20 protein-coding genes are annotated in these 17153 nt (G+C 72.9%); 12 read left to right on the plus strand and 8 right to left on the minus strand.

Features of this window, described 5'->3' with window-relative positions; genetic code table 11:
• The first annotated feature begins 180 nt into the window (after positions 1 to 180).
• A complete protein-coding gene (locus EDF20_RS08330) occupies positions 181 to 2136 on the plus strand; it encodes an MDR family MFS transporter (RefSeq protein WP_208292625.1) in 1956 nt (651 codons plus the stop codon).
• The gene (locus EDF20_RS08335) at positions 2117 to 2656 is read left to right on the plus strand and encodes a helix-turn-helix domain-containing protein (RefSeq protein WP_133738347.1); all 540 of its coding nucleotides are present in this window, start codon (positions 2117 to 2119) and stop codon (positions 2654 to 2656) included. The genes EDF20_RS08330 and EDF20_RS08335 overlap by 20 nt, the downstream gene beginning before the upstream one ends.
• Positions 2657 to 2875: 219 nt before the next feature.
• On the opposite strand, the gene EDF20_RS08340 is transcribed toward EDF20_RS08335, so the two are convergent.
• Both EDF20_RS08340 and EDF20_RS08345 read right to left on the minus strand, forming a co-directional pair.
• Positions 2876 to 3919 carry an NAD(P)-dependent alcohol dehydrogenase gene (locus EDF20_RS08340; RefSeq protein WP_133738348.1) on the minus strand — a complete coding sequence of 348 codons (1044 nt, stop codon included), beginning with the start codon at positions 3917 to 3919 and terminating at the stop codon, positions 2876 to 2878.
• A gap of 275 nt (positions 3920 to 4194) precedes the next feature.
• Positions 4195 to 5184, minus strand: coding sequence for an ROK family protein (locus EDF20_RS08345; RefSeq protein WP_133738349.1), 990 nt, complete (start codon positions 5182 to 5184; stop codon positions 4195 to 4197).
• Between the two features lie 139 nt (positions 5185 to 5323).
• Here EDF20_RS08345 and EDF20_RS08350 point away from each other — a divergent pair, with 139 nt between their 5' ends.
• Positions 5324 to 6214: a PfkB family carbohydrate kinase gene (locus EDF20_RS08350; RefSeq protein ID WP_133738350.1), complete on the plus strand. Its 891-nt coding sequence runs from the start codon at positions 5324 to 5326 to the stop codon at positions 6212 to 6214.
• On the opposite strand, the gene EDF20_RS08355 is transcribed toward EDF20_RS08350, so the two are convergent.
• From EDF20_RS08355 to EDF20_RS08370, 3 genes are all read right to left on the minus strand, one after another.
• Entirely contained in the window at positions 6211 to 7212 is a 1002-nt protein-coding gene (locus EDF20_RS08355; RefSeq protein WP_133738351.1) for an NADP-dependent oxidoreductase, read from the minus strand. The genes EDF20_RS08350 and EDF20_RS08355 overlap by 4 nt on opposite strands.
• Positions 7213 to 7354: 142 nt before the next feature.
• The gene (locus tag EDF20_RS08360; protein WP_133738352.1) at positions 7355 to 8251 is read right to left on the minus strand and encodes a neutral zinc metallopeptidase; all 897 of its coding nucleotides are present in this window, start codon (positions 8249 to 8251) and stop codon (positions 7355 to 7357) included.
• A gap of 146 nt (positions 8252 to 8397) precedes the next feature.
• Positions 8398 to 8847, minus strand: a complete 450-nt coding sequence (locus EDF20_RS08370) for a DUF5997 family protein (RefSeq protein WP_123547879.1) — start codon at positions 8845 to 8847, stop codon at positions 8398 to 8400.
• 136 nt (positions 8848 to 8983) lie between these two features.
• Between EDF20_RS08370 and EDF20_RS08375 the strand changes: the two genes are divergently transcribed.
• The 8 genes from EDF20_RS08375 (at position 8984) to EDF20_RS08410 (ending at position 13055) form a co-directional block, all read left to right on the plus strand.
• Positions 8984 to 9757, plus strand: a complete 774-nt coding sequence (locus EDF20_RS08375) for a LysR family transcriptional regulator substrate-binding protein (RefSeq protein WP_133738353.1) — start codon at positions 8984 to 8986, stop codon at positions 9755 to 9757.
• Positions 9758 to 9966: 209 nt separating this feature from the next.
• A complete protein-coding gene (locus EDF20_RS08380; protein ID WP_133738354.1) occupies positions 9967 to 10209 on the plus strand; it encodes a hypothetical protein in 243 nt (80 codons plus the stop codon).
• 17 nt (positions 10210 to 10226) lie between these two features.
• Positions 10227 to 10550, plus strand: a complete 324-nt coding sequence (locus EDF20_RS08385) for a hypothetical protein (protein ID WP_133738355.1) — start codon at positions 10227 to 10229, stop codon at positions 10548 to 10550.
• Positions 10551 to 10624: 74 nt separating this feature from the next.
• On the plus strand, positions 10625 to 11029 hold the full coding sequence (locus tag EDF20_RS08390) for an SRPBCC family protein (RefSeq protein ID WP_133738356.1): 405 nt from the start codon (positions 10625 to 10627) through the stop codon (positions 11027 to 11029).
• A 109-nt stretch (positions 11030 to 11138) separates the two neighbouring features.
• A complete protein-coding gene (locus EDF20_RS08395; protein WP_208292610.1) occupies positions 11139 to 11903 on the plus strand; it encodes an SDR family oxidoreductase in 765 nt (254 codons plus the stop codon).
• A gap of 108 nt (positions 11904 to 12011) precedes the next feature.
• On the plus strand, positions 12012 to 12494 hold the full coding sequence (locus tag EDF20_RS08400) for a YdeI/OmpD-associated family protein (protein ID WP_243833421.1): 483 nt from the start codon (positions 12012 to 12014) through the stop codon (positions 12492 to 12494).
• A gap of 106 nt (positions 12495 to 12600) precedes the next feature.
• Positions 12601 to 12807, plus strand: coding sequence for a DUF2945 domain-containing protein (locus tag EDF20_RS08405; RefSeq protein WP_123547883.1), 207 nt, complete (start codon positions 12601 to 12603; stop codon positions 12805 to 12807).
• Positions 12808 to 12818: 11 nt separating this feature from the next.
• Positions 12819 to 13055 (plus strand): hypothetical protein, encoded by a 237-nt coding sequence (locus EDF20_RS08410; protein WP_123547884.1) that lies wholly within the window; start codon positions 12819 to 12821, stop codon positions 13053 to 13055.
• On the opposite strand, the gene EDF20_RS08415 is transcribed toward EDF20_RS08410, so the two are convergent.
• Positions 13046 to 14341, minus strand: coding sequence for an MFS transporter (locus EDF20_RS08415; protein WP_133738357.1), 1296 nt, complete (start codon positions 14339 to 14341; stop codon positions 13046 to 13048). The genes EDF20_RS08410 and EDF20_RS08415 overlap by 10 nt on opposite strands.
• Positions 14342 to 14417: 76 nt before the next feature.
• On the opposite strand from EDF20_RS08415, the gene EDF20_RS08420 reads away from it, so the two are divergent.
• Positions 14418 to 15071: a TetR/AcrR family transcriptional regulator gene (locus EDF20_RS08420; protein ID WP_166644784.1), complete on the plus strand. Its 654-nt coding sequence runs from the start codon at positions 14418 to 14420 to the stop codon at positions 15069 to 15071.
• Positions 15072 to 15083: 12 nt separating this feature from the next.
• Here EDF20_RS08420 and EDF20_RS08425 read toward each other — a convergent pair whose 3' ends face one another.
• Both EDF20_RS08425 and EDF20_RS08430 read right to left on the minus strand, forming a co-directional pair.
• The gene (locus tag EDF20_RS08425; protein ID WP_123547887.1) at positions 15084 to 15932 is read right to left on the minus strand and encodes an ABC transporter permease; all 849 of its coding nucleotides are present in this window, start codon (positions 15930 to 15932) and stop codon (positions 15084 to 15086) included.
• Entirely contained in the window at positions 15929 to 16957 is a 1029-nt protein-coding gene (locus EDF20_RS08430; protein ID WP_133738359.1) for an ATP-binding cassette domain-containing protein, read from the minus strand. Before EDF20_RS08430 ends, EDF20_RS08425 begins: the two co-directional genes overlap by 4 nt.
• Positions 16958 to 17153: the final 196 nt, after the last annotated feature.

Genomic DNA, 17153 nt, shown 5'->3' on the forward strand with positions numbered 1-17153 from the left:
GGTTGCGGATCGTCAACTGAGGCGTATGGTTGTGGTTCTACAACTACCTGGCCGACGACGTCCGGGCCCCCACATCTCAGAGTCACCACGGAGCCGACCTTGTCGCAGACCACCACCACCGCCGCCGCGGGCGCGGGCACAAAGCCCGCCGCGCCGCACGAACCGGGCGAGGCGCCCGGCATGAGCCACCGTGAAGTCCTCACGGCCCTGTCGGGCTTGCTGATGGGCATGCTCGTGGCGATCCTCTCGTCGACCGTCGTGTCGACCTCGCTGCCGCGCATCGTCAGCGACCTGAACGGCAGCCAGACCTCGTACACCTGGGTCATCACGGCGACGCTGCTCGCGACCACCGTGAGCACGCCGCTGTGGGGCAAGTTCTCCGACCTGACGAACCGCAAGGTGCTGCTGCAGGTGGCGCTCGTGCTCTTCGTGCTCGCGTCGGTCGCGGCCGGGTTCTCGCAGAACACCGCGACGCTGATCACGTTCCGCGTGTTCCAGGGCCTCGGCGCCGGCGGCCTCACCGCCCTGGTGCAGGTCGTCATGAGCGACATCATCAGCCCGCGTGAGCGCGGCCGGTACATGGGCTACCTCGGCGCCGTGATGAGCGTCGGCACCATCGGCGGCCCGCTGCTCGGCGGCGTCCTGACCGATTCGATCGGCTGGCGCTGGAACTTCTTCGTCGGCGTGCCCGTCGGCGTCGCTGCGCTCATCGTCATCCAGCGCACCCTGCACCTGCCCCCGAAGCCCAAGAAGGCCGTCGTCGTCGACTACTGGGGTGCCGGGCTCATCGCCGGCGGCGTCTCGCTGCTGCTCGTCTGGGTGTCGCTCGGCGGCAAGCAGTTCGACTGGAACTCGACCACCAGCTGGCTGATGGGCGTCGGCGCGGCCGTGCTGCTCGCGCTGGCCGTCGTCGTGGAGTTCCGCTCGAAGGAGCCGATCATCCCCCTGACGCTCTTCAAGAACCGCACCTTCACCTTCGCGGTCGTCGCCTCGCTCAGCGTGGGCGTCGCGATGTTCGGCACCAGCGTCTTCCTCGGCCAGTACATGCAGCTGGCCCGTGGCCAGTCGCCCACCATGGCGGGCATCCTGACCCTGCCGATGGTGCTCGGCCTGCTAATCTCGTCGATGGTCGCCGGTGCGCTCATCTCGAAGTACGGCAAGTGGAAGCCCTACATGATCGTCGGCTCGGTCCTGCTGGCGGCCGGCCTGTTCCTCATGTCGACCATCGAGTACGACACGAACTTCGCGATCGTCTCCGTCTTCATGGCGATGATGGGCCTCGGCATCGGCATGGTGATGCAGAACCTCGTGCTCGTCGTGCAGAACTCGGTCGACGTCAGCGTCGTGGGCGCCGCCTCCTCGAGCGTCGCGTTCTTCCGCAGCCTCGGCGGCACCATCGGCGTCTCGGTGATGGGCGCCGTGCTCGGCACCAAGGTCTCCGGCTACATCACGGACGGCCTCACCGACGCGGGCGTCGACCCCAGCGCCCTCGGCAGCGGCGGCTCGACGAGCATCCCCGACCTCAGCACCGTTCCCGGCCCGATCCGCACCATCATCGAGTCGGCCTACGGCCAGGGCGTCGCCGACGTGTTCCTCATCGCGGCACCCCTCGCCGTCATCACCATCGTGTTCGTCTGCCTGCTGCCGAACGTCGAGCTCGGCACGAAGACCGGCATCCAGCGGGCTGCCGCGTCGGGTGACGGCGCTGGTGCTGGTGCGACGGCTGGTTCCGGTGCTGCCGGTGCCGGTGCCGATGTGGCTGCTGCCGCGCCTGACGGCGCCTCGGCGGTCGAGAAGGGCGTCGCGGCCACGGCAGGGCTCGCCCCGTCCGTGTCGAGTGCGCCCGCCACCGCGACCGACGGCGCCTCGACGCCCGCTCCCACGTCGCCCGTCGACCAGGGCGACGACGAGCCCGTGATCGACCCGGCGGACACGACGACGGACACGCGCCCGGCTCCGACTGCGGCCGCGCGACGCCACCACTCCCACGCCACGACGGGCACCGGTACCATCGACACGATCATCGCCACCGGCGCCGCCGAGGTGGCAGGCCACCCCGTGTCGGACGACGAACTGGCCGAGAGCCCGGTGTTCTCGTCCCTGGTCGAGGAGAAAGATGTCGCAGCCGACCGATGACGGCACGCCCCCGGGCGCGGTGATCGACGCACCGCGCCCGGCCGGCGCCGCCGCACCGCGCCTTCCCGGCCCGGACGACGACGGCCGCGAGGGCCTGATGGCGAGCGTCGTCGACGAGATCGGCTCGATGATGGTCGAGGCCAAGCGCACCATCGCCGCGGCGGCGTCCCGATTCGACCCGGACGTGCCGCCCACCGCGTTCTACGTGCTCCGCTACGTGATGAAGCACCAGCCCTGCACCGCCGGCGACATCGTCAAGGCGATGGCGCTCGACAAGAGCGCCGTCAGCCGGCAGGTCGCCCTGCTGCGCGAGGCGGGGTTCGTCGACGTCGTCCCCGACGCCGCCGACGGCCGCGTGATGACGCTCGGCAGCACCGACCGCGCCGAGGCGCGGATGCTGGAGGTGCGGCACGAGAACCGCGCCGTGTTCCGCAGCCACGTGGAGGGCTGGACCGACGACGAGCTCGCCGAGTTCGCCGGCTGGCTGCACCGCTTCAACACGCCCGCCGACCCGCGGTAGGCGACCCGCGCCTCCTCGGGGCTGCGTCGTCGACCTGGCCGGCTGGCCGGATCGGCGCTCACCGACGCGAAAGGGACAAGACGACGCGGGGCCCCGCGTCGTCTTGTCCCTTTCACGTTGGTTCGGGGTGGTCCGTCGGGGAGCCGACCCACGCATCCATGCGCCACAGACGACGAAGGCCCCCTCCCGGTGCGGGAGGGGGCCTTCGTCGTGCAGGCGCTAGATCGTGGCCGTGTCGATCACGAAGCGGTAGCGGACCTTGCTGCCGACGACGCGCTCGTAGGCGTCGTCGATGTCGTCGGCGCTGATCGTCTCGATCTCGGCGCCGATGTGGTGCTCGGCGCAGAAGTCGAGCATCTCCTGCGTCTCGGGGATGCCGCCGATGTTCGAGCCGGCGAGGCTGCGACGGCCGCCGATGAGCGAGCCGGCGCCGAACGACTGCGGGTTCTCGGGCAGGCCGACGAACACCATCGTGCCGTTGAGGCGGAGGGTGCGGGCGTAGGCGTCGATGTCCATGTCGGCCGAGATCGTGTTGATGATCAGGTCGAACGAGCTGCGCAGCTCCGTGAACGTGGCCGGGTCGCTCGACGCGTAGTAGTGGTCGGCGCCGAGCTTCAGGCCGTCCTCCTGCTTGGAGAGCGTCTGGCTGATGACGGTGACCTCGGCGCCCATGGCGTGCGCGATCTTGACGGCCATGTGGCCGAGGCCGCCCATGCCGACGACGGCGACCTTCTTGCCGGGGCCGGCGCCCCAGTGCTTCAGGGGCGAGTAGGTCGTGATGCCGGCGCAGAGCAGCGGCGCGGCCTCGTCGAGCGCGATGCCCTCGGGGATCGACAGCACGTAGTTCTCGTCGGCGACGATCTGCTTGGCGTAGCCGCCGTAGGTCTCTTCGCCCGAGTACTGGCGGCCGTTGTAGGTGGGCACGTTGCCCTTGACGCAGAACTGCTGCTCGCCCGCGAGGCAGTTCTCGCACTCGCGGCAGCTGTCGACGAAGCAGCCGATGCCGACGCGGTCGCCGACCTGGTGCTTGCTCACGTCGGAGCCGACCTGGGTGACGACGCCGGCGATCTCGTGGCCGGGGACCATCGGGAAGATGGCCTTGCCCCACTCTTCGCGGGCCTGGTGGATGTCGCTGTGGCAGACGCCGGCGAAGGCGATGTCGATCTGGACGTCGTTCGGGCCGACGTCGCGCAGCTGGATGGTCGAGCGCTCGAAGGGCGCGCCGGCCGAGGGGGTCTGGATGACGGGGACGGTGGTGGGCATGGAGATACCTCCGTGTGGTGGCGGGTCGTGCGCACCCGGGTGCGGGCGCGCGGGATCCCGACGTCGTCGTGGGGATGCCTCCAGCCTAGGCACGGCCGCCGACACCGGCTCCTGACGGGAACCGTTCTCACCGCGGCGACGAGGGGGGCGCCGTGGGGTGCGGCGGGTTCCTGTGTGATGCGGCGGGTCCGTGCCCCCGGCGGCGGGCGGGCGCCGGCCCACCGCGGGCGACGGCGGCCCGCCGACTCCCGGACGGACCCGCAGGAGGCGCGGGCTCAGCCGAGCAGGTCGGCCTGCCAGACGAGGGCGGCGGCCCCGACGAGCGGGCTCTCGTCGCTGAGGCCGGAGCGGACGACGCGGACGCGACGGGCGTAGCCGTTGACGGGCGCCTCCTCGACGGTGGCCCTGACCAGGTCGAGGTAGTCGTCGCTCACGCGCGAGAAGCCCCCGCCGATCGCGGCGACGTCGAGGTCGAGCAGCGTCGTCACGGACGAGATGGCCTCCCCGACGGCGTTCGCCGAACGACGCACGGCCGCGACGGCGATCTCGTCGCCGGCGACGTAGCCGGCAGCGAGGTCCTCGCCTCGCTCGCCCTGCCAGCCCTGCTGCTGCGCCCAGCGCACGACGTTGGGGCCCGAAGCGATGACCTCGAGGGTGGCCGCCCAGGCGTTCTCGCCCGCGGGGCGGTCGGCGATCTGGATCTGGCCGATGTGGCCGGCGTTGCCGGTGCCGCCCGAGAGGAGGCGGCCGTTCACGATGAGCCCGCCTCCGACGCCCGTCGAGACGGTGATGGCGACGGCGTTGTCGACGCCCTGGGTGGCGCCGACCCAGTGCTCGGCGAGGGCGAGGCTCACGCCGTCGAGACGCAGGGTCACGGGGAGGTCGGCGGTGTCGGCGCCGGTGCTGGTCTCGGTGCCGGTGCTGGGGTCGGACCCTTCGCCGGCCTCCGCCAGCAGCTCGACGACGAGCGCGCGCAGCGGGAAGCCGCGCCAGGACGGCAGGTTGATCGGCGACACGGTGCCCTCGACGAGGTCGACCGGGCCCGCGCTGCCGATGCCGGCGCCGACGAGGACGTCGTCGTCGCCGAGTGCCGCGAGCGCGTGGCGGACGACGTCGCGGACGGCGTCGGCCAGCTGGTCGCTCGTCGAGTCGTGGCCGGTGGGGCGGCGGTCGCGGCTGCCGGGAGAGAGGACGCCGTCGGCCGCGACGAGCGCGGCCTCGACCTTGGTGCCGCCGACGTCGACGGCCAGAGCGTAGTCAGTCACCGCGCCAGCGTAGTGCGGCGCCCGGCCCGGGTGAGCGAGGGGCGGGGCCGGCACGACGGGAGCCCGGTGCGGCGACGGCGCGCGCCCGCCCGGTGCGGCGACGGCCCGTGCCCGCCCGAGCCGCCCGTAGGGTGTCGACATGGACCAGTCTGCACGCCGCGTCGTCGTCATCGGCGACGCCCTCATCGACGAGCTGCGCACCCCCTCCGGATCGGACGACCACGTCGGCGGGGCCGGCCTCAACGTCGCCGTCGGGCTCGCCCGGCTCGGCGTCGCCACCACGCTGCTCGCCTCGATCGGCGACGACGCCGACGGGGCGTCGATCCGTTCGTACCTGGCCGAGCACGGCGTCGAGCTCGTCGCCACGACCAACCCGCTCGGCACCGGCCGCGCGGTGAGCGAGCGCGTCGACGGCGAGCCGACCTACGCCTTCAGCGACGCGGCCGTCGCCCGCGGCCTCGACTTCGGCGAGGCCCAGCTCGCCGCGATCGCGGCCGCGCCGCTCGTGGCCGTCAGCTCGTACCCGTTCGACGACGCCCGGCTGACCGAGCGGCTGCTCGCCGCCGTTGGCGCGGAGCCGCGGCGGCTCGTCGTCGACCCGAACCCGCGCCCCGGGTTCCTGCGCGACCCCGAGGCCTTCGCGACCGGCTTCGCCGCCGCCGCCGCCTCCTCCTTGCTGGTCAAGATCGGCGAGGACGACGCGGCGCTGGTCGCCGGCGGCACGCTCGACGAGTGGCAGGAGGCGCTGCTCGCGTCGGGCGCCGGGGGAGTGCTCGCGACGCGCGGCTCCGACGGGGCCAGCCTGACGCTCGCCGGGCACGCGCCGTTGCGGCAGGCCATCGCGTCGCTGGACGGCGACGTCGTCGACACGATGGGCGCGGGCGATGCGACCTTCGCCTCCGTGGTGGCGTCGTCGCTGGCCCGGTCGGGAGACCCGGGCAGCGTCGACTGGGAGGCGGCTCTCACGGACGCGATGCGGGTCGCGGCAGCGACGGTGCGCGCGCCCGGCGCACTGCTGCGCCGGCCCTAGCCGCGCTGCTCGGCGAGCGTGCGGGCCTTCGCCGACAGGTACCAGTGCGAGCGGGCGCCGGTCTCGACGGGCTGCATGCCGACGACGACCTTGCCGCGGGAGTGGTGCTCGGCGAGGTCCTCGTAGGCCTGCGCGATGTTGTCGAACGGGTAGAAGCCCGAGATCAGCACCCGCACCTTGTTGTCGGCGATCAGCTTCGCGAGCGCCGCCAGGATCATCGACGGCTCGATGTCGCCGCGCTCGGCGGTGATGAACCGGATCTCGACGTCGAGGCGGTGCTCGCTCGAGCTGAAGCGCGACTCGGGCACGCCGAGCTCGGTGCTGAGCGCCGGGTTGTCGCCGCCGAAGTTGTCGATGAACGCCGTGACCGGGCGGCCCGCGGCCTTCTCGATGCGCTCCTGGAGGCCCTCGCCGTAGTCGACGGGCGTGACGCCGATCTGGCGCAGGTAGTCGTGGTTCCCGGGGCTGCAGGTGCCGATCACCTTGGCTCCGGCGGCGAGCGCGAGCTGGCACTCGATGTGGCCGACGCCGCCCGCCGCAGCCGTGATGACGACGACGTCGCCCTCGCCGAGGTGCAACGAGCGGACGATGTCGTAGGCGGTGGCGCCGGCGAGGTAGAGCCCGCCCGCGACCTCCCACGAGACGCTGCTGGGCTTGCGGACGACCGCGGTCGCCGGGACGGTGATCCACGTGGCGTGGGCGCCGCCGCCGACGGCGTGGCCGATCACCTCGGCGCCGACCGCGAGGTCGCGCACCGCGGAGCCGCGCTTCTTGACGATGCCCGCGAAGCACGAGCCCTGGTGGGCCGGGAACGTCTGCGGGAGGCGGTCCTGGAAGTCGCCCGCGCGGGTGAAGTTCTCGATGTGGTTGAGCCCGGCGCACACGACCTCGACGACGACCTCGTCGTCGGCCGGGACCGGCAGCTGCTGCGGGACGAAGTGCAGCTCGTCGATCTCCCCGTACCGGTCGTACTCCACTGCTCTGCCTGTCTTGACCATGGCGTGCCTCCTCGCGACGTGAGCCGAGTCTGCTCCTGCAGAGGCGCGGCGGGTCGGGAACGGGCTGGGAGTTCTGCCGTGCGCTCGCGGGACGGCCCGGGGCGGCACCGGCACCGGCGACGCCGAGCGACGCTCGGTGCGGCTAGAGCTCGCTCGTCGGCACGCTGAAGGTGTCGCAGGCCGTCGGGCCCCCGGCGCGACCGGCCTCGAACCACCTCGTGCGCTGCTCGGCCGAGCCGTGGGTCCAGGTGTCGGGGTCCACCCGGCCGCCCGACGCCTCCTGGATCCGGTCGTCGCCGACCGCGGCGGCGGCGTCGAGCGCGTCGGCGACCTGCTCGCGCGTCACGGGCTCGAGGAACGTCTCGCCGTACTCGTTCTGGATCGTCGTCGCGGAGCCCACCCAGGCGCCGGCGTAGCAGTCGGCCTGCACCTCGAGGCGGATCGTGTCGGAGCCGGGGCCCGTCTGGGTGCGGTCGGCGCGGTCGAAGGCGCCGCTGAGCTGCTGGACGTGGTGGCCCCACTCGTGCCCGACGACGTACATCTGGGCGAGGGGCCCGGCCGAGGCGCCGAACTGCTCGCGCAGTTGGTCGAAGAAGTCGGTGTCGACGTACAGCGCGCGGTCGGGCGGGCAGTAGAAGGGCCCGGTCGCGCTGGTCGCGCCGCCGCAGCCGGTGTCGACGGAGGCGGTGAACAGGAAGAACTCGGGGCTCGCGTAGCCCTGGATGCCCACCTCGGGGGCGGCCGAGGCCCAGTAGGTGTCGAGAGAGTCGGCGGCCCCCGCCATGCGGCAGTCGATGCTCGCGTTCGCGTCGGCGCCCGTGGAGCAGCCCTCGAGCGACTCGCCCTCGATCTGCTGTGCCGGGCCGACCTGTGCACCGCCGACGAGACCGGAGAGGTCGACGCCGGTGAACTGGCTGATCAGCGCGACGACGATGACGCCGACGATGCCGACCCCGCCTGCGGCGATGCCGGTCGTGCGGCCGCGGCCCGCGCGCTTGACCTTGCTGCTGTCGATGCGGGTGTCGTCGTTGAAGGACATGGAGCAGACGTTACTGCCCCGGCGAGACCGGGGACCGGAGCGGACGGTGCGGCCCGGACCGGGGTCGGGGCCAGGACACGGAGCCGGACCCGGACCGGGACCGGGGTCGGGGCCGGGGCCGTGGCCTGGCCGGGGCGCGCGGGCCGCTAGAGGCCGCGGCGCTCCTGCTCGGCCTGCTCGGCGGCCTCGCGCTCGGCGCGCAGCACGGCACGGCCGGCGTCGCGCTCCTTGACGCGCAGCTCTTCGTCACGCACCTCGGCGAGGTTGGCGCGCTCGGTGACCAGCCACTGCGGCATCTCCTCGAGGAGGGCGTGGATCTGGTCGGTGGTGAGCGCGTCGTCGACGCCGGCACGGGCGAGGCCGGAGATCGTGACGCCGAGCTTCTGCGCGACGACGGGGCGCGGGTGCGGGCCGGTGCGACGCAGCTCGGCGAGCCACTCGGGCGGGTTCGCGGTCAGCTCGGCGAACTCCTCGCGGGTGACGGGGCTGGCCTGGAACGACTCGGGGGTCGCCGGCAGGTGCACCCCGAGCTTCTTCGCGGCCGTGAAGGGCTTGAGGGTCTGCGGGCTCTTGCCGCTGGGGGTCTCCGAGGTCATCCCGCAAGGGTACCGCCCGGGCGGACCGGAGCCGGGGGCGCCGCCCACGCCCGTGGACGGGCGACGCGGGCACCCGCCGCGGGCGGGGGCACGGGCCACGGGCAGGGGGACGCAGGCCGCCCGGTAGCCTGGCGCGATGACGACCGAGCCGAGCCGCGCCTCCTTCCGCATCGGCTTCGTGCCCGGCGTGACCCTCTCGAAGTGGTCGCGGCTGTGGGAGGAGCGGCGCGCGGACCTGCCCCTCGACGTCGTCGAGGTGACGGGCGACGCGACCGGAGACGTGCTCGACGTGCTCCGCGGCGACGACCGCGTCGACATGGTGCTGGCCCGGCTGCCGCTGGCGGTCGGCGACGACTTCTCGTCCATCGCGCTCTACGAGGAGCGCGCCGTCGTCTGCTTCGGCAAGGAGCACCCGCTGGCCGCCGCGGGCAAGGACGACGAGCTCTCGCTGGCCGACCTCTCCGGCGAGGTGCGGCACGACCTCGACCCGGCCCTCGACGAGGCGCAGGCGATCGAGGTGGTGGCGACCGGCTCCGGCGTCGCCGTGATGCCGCAGTCGCTGGCCCGGCTGCACGGACGCTCGGGCGTGACGCACCGGTTCCTCTCCGACGTGCCGACGACGACGATCGCGCTCGTCTGGCCGATCGGCGAGCTCGACAACGACATCGACGACTTCATCGGGGTCGTCCGTGGACGCACCCGCAACAGCAGCCGGTCGAGGAGGCGCGACGACGACGCGCAGGAGGCGCCCGCCGCCAAGGCCAAGGGTCCCGGCAAGGGCGGCGGCACGGGCGGCAAGGGCGCGGCCGGCGCACGCGGCTCGGGGCCCGGCCAGAAGAAGACGTCGCCCGGCGGTCGCGGCGGGCCACAGCGGGGCACCGGCCGCAGCCGCCCGCGCCGCGGCCGCTGACCCGCGCCTCCTGCGCTCCCGCACCGCGCCTCCTGCTCCTCTCCTCATTCAGGAAGACGAGTCCTGATCCTCGCGAGAGGGGGACTCGATCTCCTGATCCGTGCACGGATCAGGACCGGAGCGCCGCCGCTTCCTGAACGACGAGGAGGCGCGGCCACGAACCACGAGGGCTGCTCCACCAGCCCGACCGGCCTGGCATGCTGGCGCACATGAGCGAGAGCACCGACGGCGAGAAGCCGGTCCCGAGGCGGTTCCGACGCCTGAAGGTCAACCCCCTGCGCGACGTCCTGCCCTGGGTGGCGGTCGTGGTCGGATTGGTCCTCGTCGTCCGGGCGGCGCTCGGTCGCAGCCCCGGCGACGACACCGTGTGGCTGGTCATGGGCCTCGTGCTGGCCGCCGTCGGCATCGTGGTCTTCTTCGTCAACCGCTGGCAGGCGCGGCGCGGGCACTAGGGGAGGACGTCGACGACATGAGAGAAGGCGTCCGCCGCCACCGGCAGACCGTCGCGGCGGTCCTGGCCGTCCTCACCGCGGTCGACCCGTACGGTCTCGAGCCCGGCACGCCGGAGGGGCCTCCGGCAGACGAGTACGAGCCGGAGGCTCTCGACCTGGCCCGTGTGCTCGTCGCAGAGGGGGCCGTGACCGTGCGTGACGTCGAGGACGTCTGGGCGCACTGGTTCTCGGAGTCCCTCGTGCTCAGGCTCGGAGTCGACCGGACGGCCCGGCTGGTCGACGAGCTCAACGCGCTCGTCTCCGCCGCAGGGGCGAGTGGCTTGCCACTTCGCGGGGCCTGACGGGGCCCAGAAGCCCGCGAAGGGGCAACTCGAGCGTCGTGGCGGTGCGGCCGGCGCGCTGGTACCGTCCCCGCATGACCTGGCCCGCCGTGCACGTCTCCCGTCCGATCGAGCACGACGTGGCTGCCGTGTCGCGGGTCGCGGGCGACCCGGCTCAGCTGCCCTCGTGGGCGGCCGGCCTCAGCAGCGGCGTCCGGCACGAGGGCGGGCGGTGGCTCGCCGACTCGCCGATGGGCGTCGTCGAGGTGGCGTTCACCGGGCCCGTCGAGCTCGGCGTGCTCGACCACGACGTCACGCTGCCCGACGGCACCGTCGTGCACAACCCGCTGCGCGTGCTGGCGAACGACCAGGGCAGCGAAGTGGTCTTCACCCTCTTCAGGCGGCCTGGCACCTCCGACGCCGACTTCGCGGCCGACGTCGCGGCCGTCGAGCGTGACCTCGACCGGCTCGCCGCCCTGCTCGACGACCTCGCTCCGTGACCTCGTGCGACGAGCTCGCCCGCTGACTTCGCTCGACGAGCCGGGCGAGCGCGAGGGCGAAGGAGAACGTGGACGTCGCGCGAGGCGGCGAGCCCCCTACGCTGGCACCATGTCGATGAAGACCTGCCTCCTGACCGGCGCCGGACGACGCGAGAGCATCGGGCGGGCCGTCGCCCGCGACCTCGCCGCCGACGGCTGGGACCTCGCCCTCGCGACCTGGGACCCGTACGACGACTCCATGAGCTGGGGCGCCCGCCCGGGCGACCTCTCCGAGCTGGTCGCCGAGGTCGAGGGCCTCGGCCGGAGGGCCCGCGTCTACCAGGCCGACCTCTCCGACGCGGCGACCCCCGCCCGTCTCCTCGCGCAGGTGAACGCCGACCTCGGGCCCGTCTCCGGCCTCGTCCTGTCGCACTCGCAGAGCGTCGACTCGTCGATCCTCGACACCTCCGTCGAGGCCTTCGACCGGCACTTCGCCGTCAACACCCGCGCCGCCTGGCTGAGCATCAAGGCGCTCGCCGAGCAGCTGCCTCCCCTCGACGAGCTGCCCGACGGGGCCCGCGTCGTGGCGCTCACGAGCGACCACACCGTGCACAACCTGCCCTACGGCGCGAGCAAGGGCGCCCTCGACCGCATCGTGATCGCCGCGGCCCGCGAGCTGGCCCACCTCGGCATCTCGTCGAACGCCGTCAACCCAGGACCGGTCGACACCGGCTGGATGGACGACGACACCCGCCGCACGCTGACCGCGATGCAGCCGACGGGCCGCCTCGGCACCCCCGAAGACGTCTCGCGCACCGTCCGGTTCCTGATGTCGCCCGAGGGCCGCTGGGTCACCGGCCAGCTGATAACGACCGACGGCGGCATCTCCGTCTGACGATGAGGCGCGGGCCGGGACGAGGAGGCGCGGCCGCGGTCCCGCAGGCGCCGCCTTCCTCGTCTGTGCCCCTTCCCCGCAGATGCGCGGGGGCCCTACCCTCTGCCCATGACCGACTCCGTGCCTGACGTCACCTTCCCCACCGTCGTCCTCGAGGCCCGCCCGGGCGTCACCGGGCTCGTGGTGCCGCCCGAGGAGCTCACAGGGCTCGGCGCCGGGAAGCGCCCGGCCGTCGTCGTGACGGTGCACGGCGTCGGCGACGCCCCCACCGAGCCGTACAGCTACCGCAACACGGTCGGCAGCATGGGCGGCCGGTCCCTCGTGTCGCTCAGCGCCGAGCACCGTCGGGCATCCGGGCTGGTCGGAGGCCAGCAGGTGGAGGTGACGCTGGCTCTCGACACGGAGCCCCGGGTCGTCGAGGTGCCCGCCGCGCTCGCCGAGGCGTGGGCCGGGGACGACGCCCTCCGCGCCTCCTTCGACGCCCTGTCGCCCAGCAGGCAGGCGGCCCTGACGCTGCCGATCGCCGACGCGAAGACGGACGCGACCCGCGAGCGTCGCGTGGCCGCGGCGCTCGACGCGCTTCGCGGCTGACGCGGTCGGGCACGCAGCGGGCGGAGCGCCCTGCCTGTGCCCCGCCCGGGAAGGCCCGAGGAGGCGCGGGTACCGTCCAGCGCATCCGACAGCCTGAGGAGGCACGATGACGTTCAGCAAGGGCGACCACGTGACGTGGAACACGCCGCAGGGCGAGACCCACGGCACCGTGGTGGACAAGCGCGTGAAGGAGTTCCAGTTCGACGGCCAGACCTTCAAGGCCTCGGGCGACGAGCCGTACTTCATCGTGAAGAGCGACAAGACCGACGCGGAGGCGGCTCACAAGGAGTCGGCCCTCTCGAAGAAGAAGTAGGGGACAGCACCATGGCAGATCTGACCGACGTGACCTGGAACCAGGAAGCCCGCGACAAGATGCTCACCGACGCCGACCGCGTGCTGCAGGACGCCGTCCGCGAGGTCGCGGCCGAGCACGAGGGCGACGACTGGGAGCCCGCCTTCGCCGCGCTGAACGAGCGCCTCAAGGGCCGCTTCATCGACTACGAGCCCGGCCCGGACGTGCGCAAGTACGCCGAGGCGATCGCGCGCGGCGACTACCGCTGATCGAACGGCTCCTGATCGACCCGCTCGTCCGCTGACAGGACCGCGGGTGCGTCGATGCGGCGCACCCGCGGGCTGACGGCCACCGCCACGGCCACGACGGCGATCAGGCCGGCCAGCGTGAACAGGGCCCCCGGCGTGCCGAACCGGTCGGCGAGGGGCCCGACCACGAGTTCCCCGACGGGGATCCCGGCCAGCGTCGCGAGCGTCAGCGCCCCGAAGACCCGGCCGAGGTAGGCGCGCGGCACGAGGGTCTGGATCGCCACGTCGAGCGGCACTGTGAACAGCTCGAGGCCGACGCTCGACACGAAGAGGCCGAGGCAGAGCCAGAACGCCCAGTGCAGCGGGTCGACGTACGGCGCGTCCAGCACCTCGGGCTGGTCGACGTGGGCGCCGGCGAGCAGCACCAGGGGCAGCACCAGCGCAGCCGTCGCCAGGCAGGCGACCGCGAGCCGCAGCCGCCCGCGCAGCCGGCCCGCCCAGACGGCCCCGACGACGAGGCCGAGGGTCTGCACCGCCCCGGCGAAGCCCCACAGCACCCGGCCGAACGACTCGTCCGCCACGAGCGGCCCGATCACCTGCACCCCGCCGGCGAAGCTGAGCTGGTGCACGAACGCCAGCGCCATCGTCGCCCGGAGCCACGGCGACCGCGCGACGAAGCCGATGCCCGAGCCCAGGTCGTGCAGCAGCGACCCCGAGCCGGAGGCGCCGGTCACCGACCGCGGCACGCGCGCGAACGCCAACGCGGCCGCCACCGACAGCCCGGCGCCGACGAGCAGCGCGCTGCCCGTCCCTGCGACGCCCACGAGCGCGCCGCCCAGGGCCGTGCCGACGATCAGGCCGACGTTCATGCTGATCCGCGCGAGCACGGTGCCGTCGCGCACGAGAGGCTCGACGAGAACGTCGCGGAGCATCGCGCTCGAGGCCGGGCCGAAGAACGCCGCGGCCGCGCCCGTCAGGGCAGCCGCCACGGCCAGCGTCACGAAGGTCTCGTTCCCCGTCAGCAGGAGCACCCCCGCAGCGACGAGGGAGGCGGCCGAGACCACCGAGGAGGCGGTGGACACCAGGCGCCGCGGCAGCCGGTCCGCGAGGGCGCCGCCCACGAGGACGAGCACGACGTTCGGCACCGCACGGGCCGCCACGACGAGGCCCAGCTGCGTCGCGTCCGCGCCGAGGTCGACGGCCGCGAAGACCAGGGCGAGGGGGGCCAGGCCGCCGACCACCCACGACAGCAGGCGTCCGACCCACAGGGCGCGGAACGCCGGGATGCGCAGCAGCGACCACCTCACGCGGTGAGCCTACGCTCGGCTCATGGGGGCACCCGAGGCGGTGCGATCGTCCGCAGCCCGCCCTAGGCTGGCCCCGATGTCCGCACTCGACGAGCCCGCCGCCCCGCCCGGCCGCTACCGCAAGGGCGTCGCCAAGCGCGAGGCGATCCTCGAGGCGGCGCTGCCCGTCTTCGGCAAGGTCGGGTTCCACGGTGCCTCCCTGCGCGAGATCGCCCGCAGCTGCGGGGTGTCGCACCAGTCGCTGATGCACTACTTCGCGACCAAGGACGAGCTCCTCATGGCCGTCCTCCGTCGACGCGACGAGCGCCTCCGGCAGCACTTCGACGACGAGGGCGGGATGCGCCTGGCCGAGCTGGTCGCGCTGGCCGAGTACAACGTCGACGTGCCCGCTGTCATCTCGCTCTTCATCACGGCGTCGGCCGAGGCGACGTCGAGCGACCACCCGGCCCACGACTACTACGCCGACCACTACGACCGCATCATCGGCTCGACCTCGGCCTACCTCGCGGTCGCGGAGGCGCGCGGCTGGCTGCGGGACGGGTTCACGGCCGAGTCGGCAGCCCGCGTCGTGCTGGCCGTGCAGGACGGGCTGCAGCTGCAGTGGCTGTACCGACGCGACGAGGTGCAGGTGGCCGACCTGATGCGGCTCGTCATCGGCACGGTCGTGACCGTGCCGACCGAGGAGCTCGACGACGCCGTGCGCGAGCAGGTCGCCGCAGCCCCGAGCTGATCCGCCAGTGCCCTACTTCGAGCTGATCCGCTGGAACTTGCGGATGCTCAGCGGCACGAACACCACGAGCATGACCGCGAGGCCGACGAGCACGGTGACGTACGGGTGCTGCAGCGTCCAGATGTCGGGCACGGGGGTGTCGCCGAGATTGCCGAACGACGTGCGGGCGGCCTGGACCAGCGACGACACCGGGTTCCACTCGGCGAAGACGCGCAGCACCGTCGGCAGCGTGTCGCTCGGCACGAAGGCGTTCGAGATGAACGTCAGGGGGAACAGGATCATGAACGACGCGTTGTTGATCGTCTCCGGCGTCTTGACGCTCATGCCGAGCAGCGCCATCACCCAGCTGAACGAGTAGCTGAAGAGCAGCAGCAGCGCGATGCCCCCGAGGAACATCAGCGGCGGCGTGTTCACCCGCCAGCCGACCGCGAGGCCGGTGAGCATCATGATCACCATCGAGATCGAGTTGAGCGCCAGGTCGCTGTTCGTCCGGCCGATCAGCACCGCCGATGGGCTCATCGGCAGGGTGCGGAACCGGTCGATGATGCCCTCCTTCAGATCTTGCGCCATGGCGGCGCCCGAGAAGGTCGAGCCGAAGACGACGGTCTGGGCGAAGATGCCCGCCATCAGGAACTGCGTGTAGTCCGTGCCCTGCACGGCGATCGCGCCGCCGTAGACCTGGCTGAACAGCAGCACGAACATGATCGGCTGCAGCACCGCGAAGATCAGCATGTCGGGCGAGCGCTTGACCTTGATCAGGTTGCGCTTCGTCACGGTCCACCCGTCGGAGGCCCAGGTGCCGAGCCCCGTGGGGCCCACGGGCGTGAGGGTCTGCGCGAGCGCGCTCGTCGTCGTGGTCATCGCCGCGCCTCCTTCTTGCTCGTCCTGCTCGTCTTCCCCGTCGCGATCGAGGCCGTGTCGGGGTCGTCGTCCTCGTCGACGGCCTTGCGCCCGGTGAGCTGCAGGAACACGTCGTCGAGCGTGGGGCGACGCATGCCGGCGTCGTGCAGCTCGATGCCCGCGGCGCCGAGGTCGGCCAGGGTGCGCTGCAGCGCGGTCGGGCCGTCGGTGACGGCGACCTCGACCTGACGGCCGTCGCTGCCGAGCGTCGGCTCCGCGTCGCCGTGCCGTCGCAGCACCTCGAGCGCCTGGTCCGCACGGGCCTCGTCGACGAGCGCGACGACGAGGCGGTGCCCGCCCACCTGCGCCTTGAGGTGGTCGGCGGTGCCCTCGGCGATGACGCGCCCGCCGTCGATGACGGCGATGTCGTCGGCCAGCCGGTCCGCCTCCTCCAGGTACTGGGTCGTCAGCAGCACCGTGGTGCCGCCGGCGACGAGGGAGGTGATGATGTCCCACAGGGCGAGGCGGCTGCGGGGGTCGAGCCCGGTCGTCGGCTCGTCGAGGAACAGGACGCGCGGGTTCGTCACGAGGGCGCCCGCGAGGTCGATCCGTCGGCGCATGCCGCCCGAGAAGCCCTTGACCGGGCGATCGCCGGCGGCCGAGAGGTCGAACACGTCGATCAGCTCGCGGGCCCGCTCGCGCGACACCTTCGCGCCGAGGTGGTAGAGCCGGCCGATCATGTCGAGGTTCTCGAAGCCGGTGAGGTTCTCGTCGACGGCTGCGTACTGGCCCGAGACCCCGATGGTGCGGCGGGTGGCCTGCGGGTCGGCGACGACGTCGATCCCGGCGATGTGCGCCGTGCCCGAGTCGGGCACCTCGAGCGTCGTCAGCATCTTGACCACGGTCGTCTTGCCGGCGCCGTTGGGCCCGAGCAGCGCCTTGACGGTGCCCTCGGGCACGGTGAGGTCGAAGCCGGTCAGCGCGTGCACCGGGCCCGACTTCGAGCGGTAGGTCTTCGTCAGGCCCGAGGCCTCGATCATCGCCATCTGCGCGCCTCCGACGTGGGGTGACGTCGCCGGACCCCCTGGTTCGGCGACGAGGCGAAAGTACCAGCCGCAGGGCTCTCCCACCAGAGGACGGGTCGGTCGCGGACCCTGCCGAGGAGGCGTCGGTCGCCTGTGCAGGAGGCAGGGGCAGGCCGCCACGTTACGGTCGTGTGTCAAACCTTGCCGACTGGCAAGT

The organism is Frigoribacterium sp. PhB116 (assembly GCF_004364285.1).
In the GTDB taxonomy this organism is placed as follows: Bacteria; Actinomycetota; Actinomycetes; order Actinomycetales; family Microbacteriaceae; genus Frigoribacterium.

What these genes read in the sequence shown, in the direction of transcription:
- EDF20_RS08355 (WP_133738351.1), bottom strand. Translation starts at nt 7,212, where the DNA reads ATGGTCAAGACAGGCAGAGCAGTGGAGTACGACCGGTACGGGGAGATC.
- EDF20_RS08350 (WP_133738350.1), top strand. Translation starts at nt 5,324, where the DNA reads ATGGACCAGTCTGCACGCCGCGTCGTCGTCATCGGCGACGCCCTCATC.
- EDF20_RS08425 (WP_123547887.1), bottom strand. Translation starts at nt 15,932, where the DNA reads ATGACCACGACGACGAGCGCGCTCGCGCAGACCCTCACGCCCGTGGGC.
- EDF20_RS08410 (WP_123547884.1), top strand. Translation starts at nt 12,819, where the DNA reads ATGGCAGATCTGACCGACGTGACCTGGAACCAGGAAGCCCGCGACAAG.
- EDF20_RS08385 (WP_133738355.1), top strand. Translation starts at nt 10,227, where the DNA reads ATGAGAGAAGGCGTCCGCCGCCACCGGCAGACCGTCGCGGCGGTCCTG.
- EDF20_RS08375 (WP_133738353.1), top strand. Translation starts at nt 8,984, where the DNA reads ATGACGACCGAGCCGAGCCGCGCCTCCTTCCGCATCGGCTTCGTGCCC.
- EDF20_RS08360 (WP_133738352.1), bottom strand. Translation starts at nt 8,251, where the DNA reads ATGTCCTTCAACGACGACACCCGCATCGACAGCAGCAAGGTCAAGCGC.
- EDF20_RS08340 (WP_133738348.1), bottom strand. Translation starts at nt 3,919, where the DNA reads ATGCCCACCACCGTCCCCGTCATCCAGACCCCCTCGGCCGGCGCGCCC.
- EDF20_RS08420 (WP_166644784.1), top strand. Translation starts at nt 14,418, where the DNA reads ATGTCCGCACTCGACGAGCCCGCCGCCCCGCCCGGCCGCTACCGCAAG.
- EDF20_RS08330 (WP_208292625.1), top strand. Translation starts at nt 181, where the DNA reads ATGAGCCACCGTGAAGTCCTCACGGCCCTGTCGGGCTTGCTGATGGGC.
- EDF20_RS08430 (WP_133738359.1), bottom strand. Translation starts at nt 16,957, where the DNA reads ATGGCGATGATCGAGGCCTCGGGCCTGACGAAGACCTACCGCTCGAAG.
- EDF20_RS08405 (WP_123547883.1), top strand. Translation starts at nt 12,601, where the DNA reads ATGACGTTCAGCAAGGGCGACCACGTGACGTGGAACACGCCGCAGGGC.
- EDF20_RS08400 (WP_243833421.1), top strand. Translation starts at nt 12,012, where the DNA reads ATGACCGACTCCGTGCCTGACGTCACCTTCCCCACCGTCGTCCTCGAG.
- EDF20_RS08380 (WP_133738354.1), top strand. Translation starts at nt 9,967, where the DNA reads ATGAGCGAGAGCACCGACGGCGAGAAGCCGGTCCCGAGGCGGTTCCGA.
- EDF20_RS08335 (WP_133738347.1), top strand. Translation starts at nt 2,117, where the DNA reads ATGTCGCAGCCGACCGATGACGGCACGCCCCCGGGCGCGGTGATCGAC.
- EDF20_RS08390 (WP_133738356.1), top strand. Translation starts at nt 10,625, where the DNA reads ATGACCTGGCCCGCCGTGCACGTCTCCCGTCCGATCGAGCACGACGTG.
- EDF20_RS08395 (WP_208292610.1), top strand. Translation starts at nt 11,139, where the DNA reads ATGTCGATGAAGACCTGCCTCCTGACCGGCGCCGGACGACGCGAGAGC.
- EDF20_RS08370 (WP_123547879.1), bottom strand. Translation starts at nt 8,847, where the DNA reads ATGACCTCGGAGACCCCCAGCGGCAAGAGCCCGCAGACCCTCAAGCCC.